This is a genomic window from Mycobacterium rhizamassiliense (assembly GCF_900157375.1).
Taxonomy (GTDB): domain Bacteria; phylum Actinomycetota; class Actinomycetes; order Mycobacteriales; family Mycobacteriaceae; genus Mycobacterium; species Mycobacterium rhizamassiliense.
The window spans coordinates 2,587,150-2,603,258 of record NZ_LT721901.1; the positions used below are offsets into that span (position 1 = coordinate 2,587,150).

The 16,109-nt window shown below is 68.1% G+C and carries 17 protein-coding genes; 9 read left to right on the top strand and 8 right to left on the bottom strand.

All coding sequences use genetic code 11. The annotated features are described in order from the left end of the window. The first annotated feature begins 7 nt into the window (after window positions 1–7). Complete coding sequence (locus MRAB57_RS12720; RefSeq protein ID WP_077087869.1) at window positions 8–1,012, top strand: glutathione S-transferase family protein; 1,005 nt, start codon at window positions 8–10, stop codon at window positions 1,010–1,012. A gap of 20 nt (window positions 1,013–1,032) precedes the next feature. Here MRAB57_RS12720 and MRAB57_RS12725 read toward each other — a convergent pair whose 3' ends face one another. The 3 genes from MRAB57_RS12725 to MRAB57_RS12735 form a co-directional block, all read right to left on the bottom strand. Further along, window positions 1,033–1,953, bottom strand: a complete 921-nt coding sequence (locus tag MRAB57_RS12725) for an endonuclease domain-containing protein (RefSeq protein ID WP_077087870.1) — start codon at window positions 1,951–1,953, stop codon at window positions 1,033–1,035. 96 nt (window positions 1,954–2,049) lie between these two features. Beyond that, a complete protein-coding gene (locus MRAB57_RS12730) occupies window positions 2,050–2,538 on the bottom strand; it encodes a DUF2771 domain-containing protein (RefSeq protein ID WP_077087871.1) in 489 nt (162 codons plus the stop codon). Further along, the gene (locus MRAB57_RS12735) at window positions 2,535–4,130 is read right to left on the bottom strand and encodes an MFS transporter (RefSeq protein ID WP_077087872.1); all 1,596 of its coding nucleotides are present in this window, start codon (window positions 4,128–4,130) and stop codon (window positions 2,535–2,537) included. The genes MRAB57_RS12730 and MRAB57_RS12735 overlap by 4 nt, the downstream gene beginning before the upstream one ends. 174 nt (window positions 4,131–4,304) lie before the next feature. Here MRAB57_RS12735 and MRAB57_RS12740 point away from each other — a divergent pair, with 174 nt between their 5' ends. Then, complete coding sequence (locus tag MRAB57_RS12740) at window positions 4,305–5,252, top strand: DUF3027 domain-containing protein (RefSeq protein WP_108638084.1); 948 nt, start codon at window positions 4,305–4,307, stop codon at window positions 5,250–5,252. A gap of 10 nt (window positions 5,253–5,262) precedes the next feature. On the opposite strand, the gene MRAB57_RS12745 is transcribed toward MRAB57_RS12740, so the two are convergent. Next, window positions 5,263–5,538, bottom strand: a complete 276-nt coding sequence (locus tag MRAB57_RS12745) for a DUF2530 domain-containing protein (RefSeq protein ID WP_077087874.1) — start codon at window positions 5,536–5,538, stop codon at window positions 5,263–5,265. A 113-nt stretch (window positions 5,539–5,651) separates the two neighbouring features. Here MRAB57_RS12745 and MRAB57_RS12750 point away from each other — a divergent pair, with 113 nt between their 5' ends. From MRAB57_RS12750 to MRAB57_RS12760, 3 genes are read left to right on the top strand one after another with little or no spacing between them, the layout of a single operon-like run. Next, the gene (locus tag MRAB57_RS12750; RefSeq protein WP_077087875.1) at window positions 5,652–6,083 is read left to right on the top strand and encodes an Rv0880 family HTH-type transcriptional regulator; all 432 of its coding nucleotides are present in this window, start codon (window positions 5,652–5,654) and stop codon (window positions 6,081–6,083) included. Next, window positions 6,080–6,904: a TrmH family RNA methyltransferase gene (locus MRAB57_RS12755; RefSeq protein ID WP_077087876.1), complete on the top strand. Its 825-nt coding sequence runs from the start codon at window positions 6,080–6,082 to the stop codon at window positions 6,902–6,904. Before MRAB57_RS12750 ends, MRAB57_RS12755 begins: the two co-directional genes overlap by 4 nt. Continuing rightward, window positions 6,901–7,185, top strand: a complete 285-nt coding sequence (locus MRAB57_RS12760; RefSeq protein ID WP_077087877.1) for a DUF2537 domain-containing protein — start codon at window positions 6,901–6,903, stop codon at window positions 7,183–7,185. Before MRAB57_RS12755 ends, MRAB57_RS12760 begins: the two co-directional genes overlap by 4 nt. Here MRAB57_RS12760 and sepH read toward each other — a convergent pair. Then, the gene (gene sepH / locus MRAB57_RS12765) at window positions 7,182–7,979 is read right to left on the bottom strand and encodes a septation protein SepH (protein WP_077087878.1); all 798 of its coding nucleotides are present in this window, start codon (window positions 7,977–7,979) and stop codon (window positions 7,182–7,184) included. The two genes, MRAB57_RS12760 and sepH, sit on opposite strands and share 4 nt — an antisense overlap. Window positions 7,980–8,102: 123 nt before the next feature. Beyond that, window positions 8,103–9,215, bottom strand: coding sequence for a phosphoserine transaminase (gene serC / locus MRAB57_RS12770; RefSeq protein WP_077090577.1), 1,113 nt, complete (start codon window positions 9,213–9,215; stop codon window positions 8,103–8,105). Between the two features lie 246 nt (window positions 9,216–9,461). Between serC and MRAB57_RS12775 the strand changes: the two genes are divergently transcribed. Both MRAB57_RS12775 and MRAB57_RS12780 read left to right on the top strand, forming a co-directional pair. Next, window positions 9,462–10,487: an AurF N-oxygenase family protein gene (locus tag MRAB57_RS12775; protein ID WP_077087879.1), complete on the top strand. Its 1,026-nt coding sequence runs from the start codon at window positions 9,462–9,464 to the stop codon at window positions 10,485–10,487. Between the two features lie 18 nt (window positions 10,488–10,505). Continuing rightward, window positions 10,506–12,191 (top strand): FAD-dependent oxidoreductase, encoded by a 1,686-nt coding sequence (locus MRAB57_RS12780; protein ID WP_077087880.1) that lies wholly within the window; start codon window positions 10,506–10,508, stop codon window positions 12,189–12,191. On the opposite strand, the gene MRAB57_RS12785 is transcribed toward MRAB57_RS12780, so the two are convergent. Continuing rightward, the gene (locus tag MRAB57_RS12785; protein ID WP_077087881.1) at window positions 12,188–12,637 is read right to left on the bottom strand and encodes a VOC family protein; all 450 of its coding nucleotides are present in this window, start codon (window positions 12,635–12,637) and stop codon (window positions 12,188–12,190) included. The two genes, MRAB57_RS12780 and MRAB57_RS12785, sit on opposite strands and share 4 nt — an antisense overlap. Before the next feature lie 128 nt (window positions 12,638–12,765). Continuing rightward, complete coding sequence (locus MRAB57_RS12790; RefSeq protein WP_077087882.1) at window positions 12,766–13,887, bottom strand: citrate synthase 2; 1,122 nt, start codon at window positions 13,885–13,887, stop codon at window positions 12,766–12,768. Between the two features lie 117 nt (window positions 13,888–14,004). Between MRAB57_RS12790 and pdxH the strand changes: the two genes are divergently transcribed. Both pdxH and MRAB57_RS12800 read left to right on the top strand, forming a co-directional pair. After that, window positions 14,005–14,631 (top strand): pyridoxamine 5'-phosphate oxidase, encoded by a 627-nt coding sequence (pdxH, locus tag MRAB57_RS12795; RefSeq protein ID WP_108637937.1) that lies wholly within the window; start codon window positions 14,005–14,007, stop codon window positions 14,629–14,631. Window positions 14,632–14,812: 181 nt separating this feature from the next. Then, on the top strand, window positions 14,813–16,105 hold the full coding sequence (locus MRAB57_RS12800; protein ID WP_077087884.1) for a citrate synthase: 1,293 nt from the start codon (window positions 14,813–14,815) through the stop codon (window positions 16,103–16,105). Window positions 16,106–16,109 lie beyond the last annotated feature (4 nt).

The following is a 16,109-nucleotide window of genomic DNA, read 5'->3' on the forward strand; positions in this document are numbered from 1 at the left end:
CGAGGGCATGTCCACCTACGTTGCCCCGGCGGGCGAATTCACCCGCGACGCCGACTACATCACCACCCGCATCACCGCCGACGGTCGCGACGGCTATCCGGTGGAGCCAGGCCGGTATCGGCTAATCGTCGCCCGGGCCTGCCCGTGGGCCAACCGCGCGATCATCGTCCGGCGGCTACTGGGCCTGGAAGACGCTCTCTCCATTGGGTTTTGCGGCCCGACGCACGATCAGCGGAGCTGGACGTTCGACCTCGATCCCGGCGGCGTCGACCCGGTGCTGAAGATCCCGCGGCTGCAGGACGCCTACTTCAAGCGCGTCGCCGACTACCCGAAGGGCATCACGGTCCCCGCGATCGTCGACGTCCCGACCGGTGCGGTGGTCACCAACGACTTCGCGCAGATGACCCTGGACCTGTCGACGGAGTGGACGGCCTACCACCGCGAGGGCGCGCCGCAGCTGTACCCGGAGGACCTGCGTGCAGAAATCGACGAGGTGAACAAGCGGGTCTACACCGAGATCAACAACGGCGTGTACCGGTGTGGGTTCGCCGGCTCGCAGGAGGCGTACGACGCCGCGTACGCCCGGCTCTTCACCGCGCTGGATTGGGTCAGCGATCGCCTGAGCGGTCAGCGTTTCCTGGTGGGCGACACCATCACCGAGGCCGACGTGCGGCTGTTCACCACGCTGGCCCGCTTCGACCCCGTCTATCACGGCCATTTCAAATGCAACCGAAGCAAATTGAGCGAGATGCCGGTGTTGTGGGCCTACGCGCGTGATCTATTCCAGACGCCCGGTTTCGGCGACACCGTCGACTTCGTCCAGATCAAGCAGCACTACTACATCGTGCACGCCGACATCAACCCGACGCGCATCGTGCCCAAGGGCCCGGATCTGACGAACTGGCTTTCCGAACACGGCCGGGAGTCTTTGGGCGGCAATCCCTTTGGAAACGGCACGCCGCCCGGGCCGCCGCGCGAAGGCGAGCGGGTGCCGGCCGGTCATGACGCGTAACTTTTCTTGCCGAGCGTCGACTAGTTGCGAAAATTCGGCCGTTTTGGCCCAACAACTCCACGTTCGGCACGCTGGCGTAGCCGACAACCAGCGGTGAGCAGGGCGTCGCGGGTGCGTGCCACCACGATGTGGGGTCGGTTTCGCACCATGTCGGCACTGACCCGAATTACCTTCCAGCCCCGAGCCTCCAGTTGGGCAAGTCGATCGATGTCCCAGGTCCGCTGCGCGGGATCCGTCCAATGCTGAGCACCGTCGAATTCCACGCCGACCTTCCATTCTTCCCAACCCATGTCAATGCGTGCCATCACCGCACCCCAGTCATTGAGCACCTCGATCTGCGTCTGTGGGCGCGGCAATCCACTGCCGACAAGGACGAGGCGAGTCTTCGTTTCGTAAGGTGACTCGGCCCCGCCGTCGGCTACGGACAATGCCTGTCGCAACTGCACCAAGCCGCGCGCACCTCCATGGCGATTGGCCACCAGTTCAACATCAACCGCCTTCAGCTCGGTCGCATGCATCAAAGCGTCAAGCCGAATCACGGCTGTGATCAGACCTTTTCGCCTGCCTAAATCGAACGCGGTGCGTGCCGGTGTGGTCACGGGCATGCCGTCGCGCGTACACACTTCATCCTCGTCGAGGACGTCGCTGTGGACGATGATGCCGCGCGCCTTGTCTCGGCTCGGTCGGTTCACCTCGGCCGGCAGCCAGTCGTCGATCCAGGCTGTGCGATGCAATGCCGCCGCGGATAAACCAGCCAACGTCGCCGATCGTCCTGACCAGAGCCACGCGGAAATCGCCCGGGTTACGGGGGTCAGCCTCGCTCCGCGCGGGATGTACACATTTCGATGCGCTAACTCGAAATCGGTCCGCAACCGGTGCGGCGTGACGATGCCAGCTGCCAGCGCTTCGGTTCCTCGGAATGGCCAATCCAGGGGCTGCATGCAGACACAGTGCCCGGCCGCACCGACAACCCCGGGCCAACGTCGACTTGTTGCGGCCAACTAGGGCAAATATGCACAACAAGTCGACGTTCGGCGCTAATAGGTGAGCCGCACTGACCATTCCGCGTGCGGGGCCTCGCGAAGCTCACCTGACGGGTCGACCACCAGGGTCAGCAGCTGCACCACGATCCCGGTCAGCCGTCCGCGCTGCGGGTCGACCGAAGGGATGGTGACGGCCAGCCGGCTGCCGGGGCGAAACATGGTGGTGGCGGTGTTCGCGGGGTCCTCGTAGACCTGCAGCAGCCGCCACGGTGCGCGCGAAATCGCTTCCGGCACAGACAGTTGCACCGGGTACTTCTCCTTGGCCGGCAGCTCGCCCTGGGCCTGCGGCTGCTGGCAGTCGTTGAGGTTGAGCACGTTGCAGTAGAGGTAGGGCCCGACCCGGATCAGGTGTCCGTGCGAGAAGGCGCTGATCTCCACCTGCTGCGGGGCGCGCGGTCGCATGAGATACCACGTGCCCACCCCGGCGCCGGTTGCCAACAGCGCCACCACGACGGCCAGCAGCACGGCGAGGCCGCGCCTCATTTCGGTACCGCCGTCGGCCTACCGGCGTCCCGGCGCGTGCCTTCCTGCTCGACCATCACGGGCCGGTTGCCGCCGAGGCCCGGAATCAGTGAATTACCACGGAAACTCACGATGGTCTGCGCCAGCCCGAGGATGAGCACGGAACTGATCGCGGTGAAGCCGACCCACAGTTCGGTGTACACCATCACACCCACCGCCCCGCCCAACACCCAGGCCAGCTGCAGCGTCGACTCCGAGCGCCCGAAGCCCGACGCCCGCGACTCCTCGGGCAGGTCGTCCTGCAGCGACGCGTCCAGCGACGCCTTCGCGATGGCGCTGGCGGCAGAGGTGATCAGGGTGGCGATCGCGGCCACCGCCAGGGTGCCGGCCACCGCGGCGGCCAATGCGACCGTGCACACCGCCACGGTGCAGCGCACCACCAGGACCGATGGCCTGCCCAGTTTCAGCCGCGCGCTGGTGAAGTTGCCGAAGAAGTTTCCGATGCCGGCCGCGGCGCCGATGATCCCCAGCATCGCGAGCTGGGCCCAGCCGTCGGCCTGGTGCGCCTTGGCGACGAACGCCGGGTACAGGAACAGGAAGCCGACCATCACCTTGATCGTGCAGTTGCCCCACAGCGAGGTGATGATGTTGCGGCCCAACGGCTGTCGAAGTGCCCCGCTGACCTCCCTATGCCAGCTTCGGGGCAGCGGTTCGCTGTCCTGGCGGTAGCTCAAGGTGGCCGGGACCTCGCCCGCGGTCACCTCGACCCAGCGTGGGATCCGCATCGACAGCAACGCGCCGACCACCGTTACCGCAACGACGACGAACAACGCCCCGGGCAGCTTCAACAGGTGCGTGCCGGCGAATTCCAGACCGCCCGCGATCGCACCGCCGACGATGGTCCCGCCCAGCAGCCCGAACATGGTGAGCCGGGCGTTGACCCGCACCAGGTCGATGGTCGGCGGCATGACGCGCGGTGTCACCGCGCTGCGCAGCACGCTGAACGACTTCGAGAACACCATCATCGCCAGCGCGCACGGATAGAGCACCCAGGACGGGAAACTGCCGCTGGCCCCGTCGTAGTTCATGATCAGCAGCACCGCCAGCGCGGTGCGCAGCCCGAACGACATCGCCAGCGCCACCCGGCGGCCATGCTGCAAGCGGTCCAGTGCAGGCCCGATCAGCGGCGCGATCACCGCGAACGGCGCGATCGTAATCAGCAGATACAGCGCGACTTTGGACTTGCTCTCTCCGCTGGCTGCGGCGAAGAACAGCGTGTTCGCCAGTGCCACGGCCATCGCCGAGTCGACGGCGGAGTTCGCGACCACCGGCCACGTCAGCGCGGTCAGGCCGGACTTGTCGGCGCCGTCGGCGGTCGCGGCCCGCTGGACCATCCAGTACATCCGCGAGCCCATTTCACGGCTGCGCAGCGCCGCGGCGCGGGTGACGGTGATCCGTTCCCGTTCGCCGGGGGGCGGGCGGGGCGGCGGGTTGTCGCGGTCCGGCGGCTTCTGCCTGCCTCCCAGCGGTGGCAGGTAGCGGTTGGCGCTGGGCGGCGATGGCGGGCGCCGCGTGCGCCGGGAGTCCTCGTCGTCGGCGGGGTAATTGGCCATGCCGGGGTGCTGGTTGCCCGATCCGTTGCGGGTACGGCGGCCCGCGTTGGGGGCCGCACGACCCGAGTCATCACGCCGCCGTCCAGACACAAATCAATTCTGTCCTATGCCGCGAGGCAACAGGGCGTGGCTCGCCAACCTAGTATTGGAGACGCAATGCAGGAAGGGAAAAGCGTGACCGGACCCAACGACGAATCAGCCGTGGCAACCGTGGCCGAGTGGCCCGAGGAGTTGGCGGCGGTGCTCACGGGCGCGGCTGAGGCGGCCAGGGCCGCCGTCGAGGAGTTCAGCGGCGCGGACACCGTCGGCGACTACTTGGGCGTCAGCTACGAAGACCCGGACGCCGCCACGCACCGATTCCTGGCCCATCTACCGGGTTACCAGGGGTGGCAGTGGGCGATTGTGGTCGCGGCTTATCCCGGCGCCGACCACGCGACGATCAGCGAAGTGGTGCTGGTCCCGGGCCCGACCGCGCTGCTGGCTCCCGAGTGGGTGCCCTGGGAGCAACGCGTCCGGCCGGGGGATCTGAGCCCCGGCGACCTGTTGGCCCCGACGTCCGACGACCCGCGGCTGGTTCCCGGCTTCATGTCCAGCGGCGATCCGGAGGTCGACGAGACGGCCGCCGAAATTGGGCTGGGCCGGCGCTGGGTGATGGGCGGCTGGGGCCGGGCCGACGCCGCCGAGCGGTGGCACACCGGCGACTACGGCCCCGACTCGACGATGGCGCGGTCCACCAAACGCGTGTGCCGCGACTGTGGGTTCTTCCTGCCGCTCTCGGGATCGCTGGGCGCGATGTTCGGGGTGTGCGGCAACGAGATGTCCGCCGACGGCCACATCGTCGACAAGCAGTACGGCTGCGGCGCCCATTCGGACACCCCCGCCCCGGCCGGCGGCGGCTCACCGGCGTACGACCCGTTCGACGACGGGGTCCTCGACATCGTCGAGATCCCGACGGAACCGACGCCCGAGGCGGCCGCCGAGTCGTCGGAGCCCGACGCGACCGCCGAGCCGTCGGAAGCTGTGGCCGAATCCGCAGAGCCCCTGGCCGAATCGCCCGAGGCGGCGGCGGAATCGTCGGAGTCAGCCGAATCGTCGGAGTCGCCGACGGATTCGCCCGACTAGCCCCAATTCGCTAGTCGTTGCTGAGAAATGTCTCGAGCCCGGACTGGGCGCCGCGAACACCGCGGCGTGCCCCCGCGAGCTGCAGCAGGAAGATGCTCGTCCCGAGCACTCCGGTGCCCAGCCCGGCCAGCGTCACCGGACGCCAACTCTCCAGCGCGGGCACCAGGAACGCGGCCAGCGCGGCGGCCAACCAGGCCAGCGCGCCGATCACGATGAACGGCCATGGGCGCAGCAGCGCCGGCGGCAGCGGTGGCGGCTCGGGGGCGGGGCCAGGTTCGGCGCTCATCGCGATCAATCTAACCCGACGGCAAGCAGCCGGCGCCCGGCCCGATAGTTCCGGCGTCGCGCCCTTCGCCGTTTCTTATCCCGATTTCGCGGGTTCCGATGTAACCTCGCGCCATGCCTGACAGCGATGCGCGGCTGGCCAGCGATTTGTCATTGGCCGTCATGCGGCTCGCCCGCCAATTGCGCTTCCGCAATCCTTCGTCGCCGGTGTCGCTTTCGCAGCTTTCGGCGCTGGCGACGCTGACCAACGAGGGCCCGATGACGCCCGGCGCGCTCGCGATTCGCGAACGGGTGCGGCCGCCGTCGATGACCCGGGTGATCGCGTCGTTGGCCGATGAGGGGTTCGTGGACCGCGCCCCGCACCCCGTGGACGGCCGGCAGGTGCTGGTGTCGGTGTCGGAGTCGGGTGCCGAGTTGGTCAAGGCCGCCCGGCGCGCCCGCCAGGAGTGGCTGGCCGAGCGGCTCGCGACGCTCGAGGGCGACAAGCGCGCCGTCCTGCGCGAAGCCGCCGACCTGATGTTGGCCTTGGTCGACGAAAGCCCGTGAGCGACGCGCTCAACATTCAGGACGTCACCGATCCCGACGATCCGCGGCTCGACGATTTTCGCGACCTCAACAGCATCGACCGTCGCCCGGACCTGCCCACCGGCAAGGGGCTGGTGATCGCCGAGGGCGTGCTGGTCGTGCAGCGCATGCTGGCGTCCCGGTTCACCCCACACGCCCTGCTCGGCAACGAGCGCAGGCTCGACGAGCTCAGAAGCGACCTCGCCGGAAACGAGGTGCCGTTCTACCGCACCTCCGCCGACGTGATGGCCCGGGCCGTCGGCTTCCACCTCAACCGCGGCGTACTGGCCGCGGCGCGGCGAGTGCCCGAGGCCGGCGTCGCGGACCTCATCGAGTGCGCGCGGACCGTGGCCGTGCTGGAGGGCGTCAACGACCACGAGAACCTGGGATCGATCTTTCGCAACGCGGCGGGGCTGGGCGTCGACGCGGTGGTGTTCGGCAGCGGGTGCGCCGATCCGCTCTACCGCCGCGCCGTCCGGGTCTCGATGGGCCACGCGCTGTTGGTGCCGTTCGCGCGCGCGGCCGACTGGCCGGGCGATCTGGTGATGTTGAAAGAACGCGGGTTTCGGTTGTTGGCAATGACGCCGAGCGGCGAAGCGCCCGCGTTGCCGGACGCGATGGCGGGCCTCGTAGATCAGCGCGTCGCCGTGCTGGTGGGGGCCGAGGGGCCAGGCCTGACCGCGGCCGCGTTACGGGTGAGCGACCTGCGGGTGCGGATCCCGATGTCGCGGGGAACCGACTCGCTGAACGTGGCGACAGCTGCCGCTTTGGCGTTCTACGAGCGGGCTAGGCTCGGCTCGTGAACGGCAGACTCGGCCCGGGCGTCCCGGCCGTGCCCTGGGCAACGGGTCTGACCGTCGCCGGATTCGTGGCCGCCGTCATCGGCGCGGCGATCGTGGTGCTGAGTCTCGGCCTGGTCCAGGTGCATCCGCTGCTGGCCATCGGGCTCAACGTCGTGGCGGCCGGGGGACTGGCGCCGACGCTGTGGGGATGGCGGCGCACCCTGGTGCTGCGCTGGTTCGTGCTCGGTGCGGGAGTCGGTGTGACGGGGGCGTGGCTGGCGCTGCTCGCCCTGGCCGTTTAGCGCTGTCCGCCGGAGCGCACGCCCAGCAGGACGTCCTCCCAGGCGGGAATGACCGGCCTGCCGCGGCGGCTGTGCACCGGCTGCTCGCGGGGTGCGGGGTCCTCCGACGCGGCAGCAGGCGCGGGAATCACCGGCGAGGGAACCGCGGGCTTGGGGGCGTCGTCGAAGTCGACGTGGGCCACCCGCGCCACCGGCCGCAGCGGGCGTTCGAAGTTCGGGTCGATCAGCTCGTTGGCCCCGTCGTCGATCGCCGTGACGATGCCGCCGTGGGCGCCCGGCATGAAGCAGAAGTGGGCCAGGTTGTCGGAACGGCCGACCTTCCACGCCAGCTGCACGGTCCAGCGGCTGTCCTCGGTGCGCCAGGCGTCCCAGCTGAGTCCGTCGGTGCGCAGGCCGCGCGCGATCATGGCGGCGGTCACGGTTTCGAGGAGGGTCATCACCGCGGGGCCGTCGGGGAGCTGCGGGTGCGCGGCGGTTGCCAGCTCGGCGGCGCGGAAGCGCTCCAGCAACACCGGGTGGGCGAACCGGCGGATCCGCACGATGTCGGAGCCCGACGCGGCGGCCACCTGCTCGACGGATGCCCCGGCGCGGATCCTTGCCTGAATGTCCTTGGGGCTCAGCATGTTGGTGACTTCCATGTCGAGATGCGGCTGCTCCGGCGGCGCGGATTCGCGTTTCAGGAGCTCGCGCAGTCGGTCGTCGGCCGCCAGCTTGAACTGCTCCGCGGGATCATCACCCTCGCAGATGACGTATTTGCTGTCGGCGTCGAGCTCAACAATTTTGAGTTCCCGCATGGCTTCTCCTCGCAGGCTTTGTGCAGGTCAGGGACCACCCGTCACTGTGCCGCACTTTAGTCCAGCTATCGCCCAATACCTGTGCTGACACGCTGGGCGGTTTGCGCGCTGATGGCCGGCGAGTTACAACCGCTCGACGACCCAGTCGATGCACTGCGTCAGCGCGCTGACGTCATCGGGGTCGACGGCGGGGAACATCGCGACGCGCAGCTGGTTGCGGCCGAGTTTGCGGTACGGCTCAGTGTCGACGATGTCGTTAGCCCGCAGCGCCTTGGCGACGGCGGCGGCGTCGACGTCGTCGACGAAGTCGATCGTGCCCACCACCTGCGAGCGCAGCGCGGGGTCGGTGACGAACGGCGTCGTGTAGGGCCGCTCCTCGGCCCACGAGTACAGGCGCTGCGACGAGTCGGCCGTGCGCTTGACGGCCCAGTCCAGGCCGCCGTTGGCCAGCATCCAGTCGAGCTGCTCGGCCATCAGCGCCAGCGTGCCGATCGCGGGCGTGTTGTACGTCTGATCCTTCAGGCTGTTCTCGATCGCGATCGGCAGCGAGAGGAAGTCGGGGACCCAGCGCCCGGACGCCGCGATCGCCTCGACCCGGGCCAGCGCGGCCGGGCTCATGATCGCCAGCCACAGGCCGCCGTCGCTGGCGAAGTTCTTCTGCGGCGAGAAGTAGTAGGCGTCGGTGTCGCTGACGTCGACGGGTAGGCCACCGGCGCCGGAGGTGGCGTCGATGAGCACCAGCGCATCACCGGCCGGGCGGCACACCGGCACCGCGACCCCGGTCGACGTCTCGTTATGCGCCCAGCCGACCACGTCGACCGACGGGTCCGACTGCGGTTCGGGGGCGGACCCGGCGTCGGCCTTGACGATGATCGGGTCGCCGACGAATGGGTTCTTGGCGACGCAGGACGCGAACTTCGAGCTGAACTCGCCGAACGACAGGTGCAGCGACCGCTTGTCGATCAAGCCGAACGCGGCCGCGTCCCAGAACGCCGTCGCGCCGCCGTTGCCGAGGATGACCTCGTAGCCGTCCGGGACGGAGAAAAGCTCCGCCACCCCCTTGCGCACCCGGCCCACCAAATTCTTGACGGGTGCCTGCCGGTGCGAGGTGCCGAACAGCGGGGCGGCGGTGGTGGTCAGCGCCTGCAATTGTTCGGGCCGAACCTTGGACGGACCGCATCCGAAGCGGCCGTCGCGGGGTTTGAGGTCAGCGGGGATCTGAAGCTGGTCAGCCATGCTCATCAGGGTAGTGAGCGCACCTGAGGCGCCGACGCCGCGGTCCGGCGGCCGGCGCCGGGGGCCCGCCAAAACGCCTGGCTGGGCTACCTGTGGTGTTTCACTGGCTGTGATGCAGGGCACACCAGTTGCCTGACCACTGGTCAGGCCACAGTGCGGTGAGGGACCCTAGATAATTCCCGGTACCTGCGGTACCGTTTGGACATAGCACGTCCAAATGTAAACCTCGTTGGGGAGGCTTGGATTATGGCCAGGACGCGAATGGTCCGTCGGTGGCGCAACAAGATGGAAGTGCGCGACGACGCTGAGTACGTGAACATGCTCGCCACACTGTCTGAGGGGTCTGTGCGGCGAAACTTCAACCCGTACACCGACATCGACTGGGAGTCACCGGAGTTCGCGGTCACCGAGAACGACCCGCGGTGGATCCTGCCGGCGACCGACCCACTGGGCCGCCACCCCTGGTACCAGGCCCAGTCCGAAGAGCGGCAGATCAAGATCGGCATGTGGCGCCAGGCCAATGTCGCCAAGGTGGGACTGCACTTCGAGTCGATCCTGATCCGCGGCCTGATGAACTACACCTTCTGGGTGCCGAACGGATCGCCGGAATACCGGTACTGCTTGCACGAATCCGTCGAAGAGTGCAACCACACCATGATGTTCCAGGAAATGGTCAACCGCATCGGGGCCGACGTCCCCGGCATGCCGCGGCGGCTCAAGTGGCTTTCGCCGCTGGTTCCGCTGGTGGCCGGTCCGCTGCCGGTGGCATTCTTCATTGGTGTGCTCGCCGGCGAGGAGCCGATCGACCACACGCAGAAAAATGTTCTCCGCGAAGGCAAGTCGCTGCACCCGATCATGGAGCGGGTGATGGCCATTCACGTCGCCGAGGAGGCGCGGCACATCTCGTTCGCGCACGAATTCCTGCGGAAGCGACTGCCGGACCTGACCAAGAGGCAACGGTTCTGGACCGCGCTGTACCTGCCGCTGACGATGAAGGCATTGTGCCGGGCAATTGTGGTGCCGCCCAAGGCTTTCTGGCGTGAGTTCGACATCCCGCGCGAGGTCAAAAAGGAACTGTTCTTCCGGTCGCCGGAGTCGCGCAAGTGGCTCAGCGACATGTTCGGTGACGTGCGGATGCTGGCCTACGACACCGGCCTGATGGAGAACCGGTCGGCGCGGCTGATGTGGCGGATCTGCAAGATCAACGGCAAGCCGTCGCGCTACCGCAGCGAGCCGCAGCGTCAGCACCTTGCCGCGGTGCCGGCCGCCTAAGGTAACGCGAGTTCCTTTATGCCGCACGTTATTACCCAGTCGTGCTGTAACGACGGGTCCTGTGTCTTCGCCTGTCCGGTGAACTGCATTCACCCGTCGCCGGATGAGCCGGGCTTCGCGACGACCGAGATGCTCTACATCGATCCGGTCGCCTGTGTCGACTGCGGCGCGTGCGTGAGCGCCTGTCCCGTCGGCGCGATCGCGCCGGATAGCCGCCTGGACATCAAGCAGCTTCCCTTCGTCGAGATCAACGCGTCGTTCTACCCGAAGCGGCCGGCGGACGAGAAGTTGCCGCCCACGTCCAAGCTGGCCCCGGTGCTCCCGGCCGCCGAGGTGCACGCCCGACGCCGGCCGCTGACGGTGGCCGTCGTCGGGTCCGGTCCGGCGGCGATGTACGCGGCCGACGAACTGCTCACTCAGCACGGGGTGCGGGTCAACGTCTTCGAAAAGTTGCCTACGCCTTACGGATTGGTCCGCGCGGGGGTGGCCCCCGATCACCAGAACACGAAAAAGGTGACGCGGTTCTTCGATCGGGTGGCCCGGCATCGCCACTTCCGCTTCTACCTCAACGTCGAGGTCGGCAGGCACCTGAGCCACGCCGACCTGCTCGCACATCATCACGCCGTGCTCTACGCGCTCGGCGCCCCCGACGACCGCCGGCTGGACGTCGACGGCATGGGCCTGCCGGGCACCGCGACCGCCACCGAGCTTGTTGCGTGGATCAACGGGCACCCCGACTTCACCGATCTGCCAGTCGATCTCAGCCACGAACGGATGGTGATCGTCGGCAACGGCAACGTCGCGCTGGATGTCGCCCGCGTGCTGACGGCCGATCCCGACGACTTGGCGCGCACCGACATCGCCGATCACGCGCTGGCGGCGCTGCGCGGGTCGGCGGTCCGCGAAGTGGTGATCGCCGCGCGGCGCGGGCCCGCCCATTCCGCGTTCACCCTGCCCGAATTGATCGGGCTCACAGAGACATCCGAGGTGGTGCTCGACGCCGACGACCGCAAGCTGGTGGAGGCCGACCTCGCGACCGCGTCGGACGCGTTGATCGGACAGAAGCTCGAGATCTTGCGCGGGCTCGGCGACAGTTCGCTCGCGGGGACCGGGCGCCCGCGGATCCGGCTGGCCTATCAGCGCACGCCGCAACGCGTGCTCGGCGAGCAGCGGGCGACGGGTGTGGAGTTCTCGGTCACCGGCACCGACGAGGCGTGCCGGATCGACGCGGGTCTGGTGTTGACGTCGATCGGCTACCGCGGCAAGCAGATTCGCGATCTTCCGTTTGACGGGTCGGCCGCCGTGGTGCCCAACGAGCAGGGCCGCGTCGTTGACCCCGACTCGCGCGGTCCGATCGCCGGCGCCTACGTGGCCGGGTGGATCAAGCGCGGACCGACGGGGTTCATCGGCACCAACAAATCCTGCTCGCTGCAGACCGTGCACGCCCTGGTCGCCGACTTCAACGCCGGCGCCCTGACCGACCCGGTCGGCAAGCGCGACGCGCTCGACGAACTGGTGCACACCCGTCAGCCCGACGTCGTCGACTCGGCGGGATGGGGCGCCATCGACGAAGCGGAGATCGCCCGCGGCGCCGACGACGGACGTCCGCGCAACAAATTCACCGACGTCGCCGACATGCTCGCGGCGGCCGCGACCGCGCAGCCGGCGCCGCGACGCCGGCTGCTGGCCCGGCTACTCGGCTAACCGCTCGCCATCGCCGTCTGGATCTCCTCCGGGCTGACCTCGCGCACCGGCTGGCCCATTGACCAGCGGTGGCCGAACGGGTCCTCGACCACGCCGTAGCGGTCGCCCCAGAACATGTCGTCGAGCGGGACTACTACCGTCGCGCCCGCGTCCAGTGCCCTCTGGAACTTGGCGTCGACGCCGGTGAGGGTCAGATGGACGGTGACCGGGGTTCCGCCGAGCGAGGTGGGCGTCATCGACTTGCCGCCGCACGTCTCGGGGAAGTCGTCGTTGAGCATCACCGTGGAGCCGTTGATGCGCACCGCGGCGTTCACGATCTTGCCGTCGGGACGCGGCACGCGTCCCAGCTCTTCGGCGCCAAAAGCCTTGACGTAGAAATCAATCGCGGCGGCGGAATCGCTCACGACCAGGTGGGGGATTACTGCGGGTTCGATGTTGATGGCCATTGTGGGTCTCCTTGCTGTCGGTGTCGCGCGCCTACCCCGGGTGGGGGCTGGCTCACGGTTATTGACTGCATCCGCGACGCAAACTCATCGCGGCGAGACCCATTCAAACGCCGGGCACCGACAAAAGGTTAAGCGTCGGTGAGAACCCGGTCCCAGCCCTCGACGGATTCCGGGCCGCGCGGCTCGGGGCCCACATAGATGGCCGACGGGCGGACCAGCTTGCCCAGCCGCTTCTGCTCGAGGATGTGGGCACACCAGCCCGCGGTGCGCCCGCAGGTGAACATCGCCGGCATCATGTTGGCGGGCACCTCGGCGAAGTCCAGGATCACCGCGGCCCAGAACTCGACGTTGGTCTCGATGGCCCGGTCCGGACGGCGCTCGCGCAGCTCGGCCAGGGCGGCCTGCTCCAGCGCGACGGCGACCTCGTGGCGCGGGGCGCCGAGTCGCTCGGCGGTCGCGCGCAGCACTCGGGCCCTCGGGTCTTCCGCGCGGTAGACCCGGTGCCCGAATCCCATCAGCTTGTCGCCGCTGTCCAGGATCTTTTTGACCAGGGCGCGCGCGTCGCCGGTGCGCTCGACCTCTTTGATCATCGGCAGCACGCGGGCCGGGGCGCCACCGTGCAGCGGCCCGCTCATCGCGCCGATCGCACCGGACAGCGATGCGGCCACGTCGGCGCCGGTCGACGCGATCACGCGAGCAGTGAAGGTCGAGGCGTTCATGCCGTGCTCGGCGGCGGACACCCAGTAGGCATCGATCGCCTCGACGTGCCTCGGGTCCGGCTCGCCCTGCCAGCGGGTCATGAAACGCGCCGTGACCGTTTGGCATTCATCGATGACCCGCTGCGGAATGGCGGGCTGGTAGATGCCGCGCGCGGACTGCGCGACGTAGGACAGCGCCATCACCGACGCGCGGGCCAGCTGGTCGCGCGCGGTGGCTTCGTCGGTGTCGAGCAGCGGCTTGTAGCCCCAGATCGGCGCGAGCATCGCCAGGCCGGCCTGCACGTCCACGCGAACGTCGCCGGTGTGAATCGGCAGCGGGAACGGCTCGGCGGGCGGCAGGCCGTGGCCGAAGCGGCCGTCGACCAGAAGCGCCCAGACGTCACCGAACGTGACCTGCTGATCCACCAGATCTTGGATGTCGACGCCGCGGTACCGCAGTGCACCGCCGTCTTTATCCGGTTCGGCGATCTCGGTCATGAAGGCGACTACGCCTTCCAGGCCGGGGACGAAATTTTCCGGGACAACAGTCATAGGAAAATTCTTGCACCCCCGCTCCAGGCCGACGCTACCGGCCGGTAGCTATGCCCCGGTAGCGTTGGCTCGATGGCAGGACCAGAGCCCGGCAGCGACCAAGCCCACCTGCAACGGATGCGGACCGAGTACGGGTCCGTCGAGCGTGACGGCAGTCCCGATCTGGACGCGGATTGGCTGGCCGACGGTTGGCTGGCGCTGTTCAGAAAGTGGATCGCCGACGCCGAGCGACTCGGACTCTCCGAGCCCAACGCCATGGTGGTGGCAACCGTCGCCGCCGGCCGGCCGGCGAGCCGGTCGGTGTTGTGCAAAGGCGCCGATGAGACCGGAATCACCTTTTTCACCAACTACGACTCGGCCAAGGGCCTCGAGCTCGCGGAGACGCCGTACGCATCGGCGACTTTCCCCTGGTATCAGCTGGGCAGACAGGTCCACATCCGCGGCCCGGTGTCCAAGGTGGACGCCCGGGCCACCGAGGATTACTGGTCCAAGCGGCCGCGGGGCTCGCAACTCGGCGCCTGGGCGTCCCACCAATCGCATCCGATCGCCTCACGCAAGGCGCTACTCGACCAGCTGGCCCAGGTGACCGAGCGTTTCGCCGACAAGGAACGGATCCCGGTGCCGCCGGGGTGGGGTGGCTATCTCATTTCCGCCGAGGTGGTGGAGTTCTGGCAGGGCCGGGAGAATCGGGTGCACAACCGGATTCGGGTGGTCGGCGGCAAGGTCGAGCGCCTGCAGCCCTGATCACCGTCGACGGGTGCTGTGCGGTCGCACAGCCGAACGCTAAGGCGGGGTTCACCTCAAGGAAAGCCGCGAGCTTGGCAGACCGACCCCGGGCAGGCGCGTCGCCGCGATAACGACTACCTTCACATATACGCACCTAGTCAGGCGCAGCCATAACCAGCCAGAGCGCAAAGGGGTTCTCGTGGCCGACACCGACGACACCGCAACTCTGAAGTACCCGGGGGGCGAGATCGATCTACAGATCGTCAACGCCACCGAAGGAGCTGACGGTATTGCTCTCGGCCCGCTGTTGTCGAAGACCGGATACACGACCTTCGACAACGGCTTCGTCAACACGTCCGCGTGCAAGAGCTCGATCACGTACATCGACGGCGACGCGGGGATCCTGCGCTACCGCGGCTACCCGATCGACCAGCTCGCCGAGAAGTCGACCTTCCTCGAGGTCTCGTACTTGCTGATCTATGGCGAGCTGCCGAGCGCCGACCAGCTGGCCGACTTCACCAAGCGGATCCAGCTGCACACGATGTTGCACGAGGACCTGAAGCGGTTCTTCGACGGCTTCCCGCGCAACGCGCACCCGATGCCGGTGCTGTCCAGTGCCGTCAATGCGCTGTCCGCGTACTACCCCGACTCGCTGGACCCGATGGACACCGACGACGTCGAGCTGTCGACGATCCGGCTGCTGGCCAAGCTGCCGACCATCGCCGCCTACGCCTACAAGAAGTCGGTTGGTCAGCCGTTCCTTTACCCGGACAACTCGCTGTCGCTGGTGGAGAACTTCCTGCGGATGACGTTCGGGCTGCCCGCGGAGCCCTACGAGGCCGACCCCGAGGTGGTGCGCGCGCTCGACATGCTGCTCATCCTGCACGCCGACCACGAGCAGAACTGCTCGACGTCGACGGTTCGGCTGGTGGGCTCGTCGCAGGCCAACCTGTTCACGTCGATCTCCGGCGGCATCAACGCGCTGTGGGGGCCGCTGCACGGCGGCGCCAACCAGGCCGTGCTCGAGATGCTCGACCAGATCCGCGAAAGCGGCGACGACGTCAGCGAATTCGTCCGCAAGGTGAAGAACCGCGAAGAGGGCGTCAAGCTGATGGGCTTCGGCCACCGGGTCTACAAGAACTACGACCCGCGTGCCCGGATCGTCAAGGAGCAGGCCGACAAGATCCTGGCCAAGCTGGGCGGCGACCCGCTGCTGGACATCGCCAAGCAGCTCGAAGAGGCCGCGCTGACCGATGACTACTTCATCGAGCGCAAGCTGTACCCGAACGTCGACTTCTACACCGGGTTGATCTACCGGGCGCTGGGATTCCCGGTCCGGATGTTCACCGTGCTGTTCGCGCTCGGCCGGCTGCCCGGCTGGATCGCGCACTGGCGTGAGATGCACGACGAGGGCGACAGCAAGATCGGCCGCCCGCGCCAGATCTACACCGGCTACACCGAGCGCGACTACGCGCCCATCGACGGGCGGTAGTCGG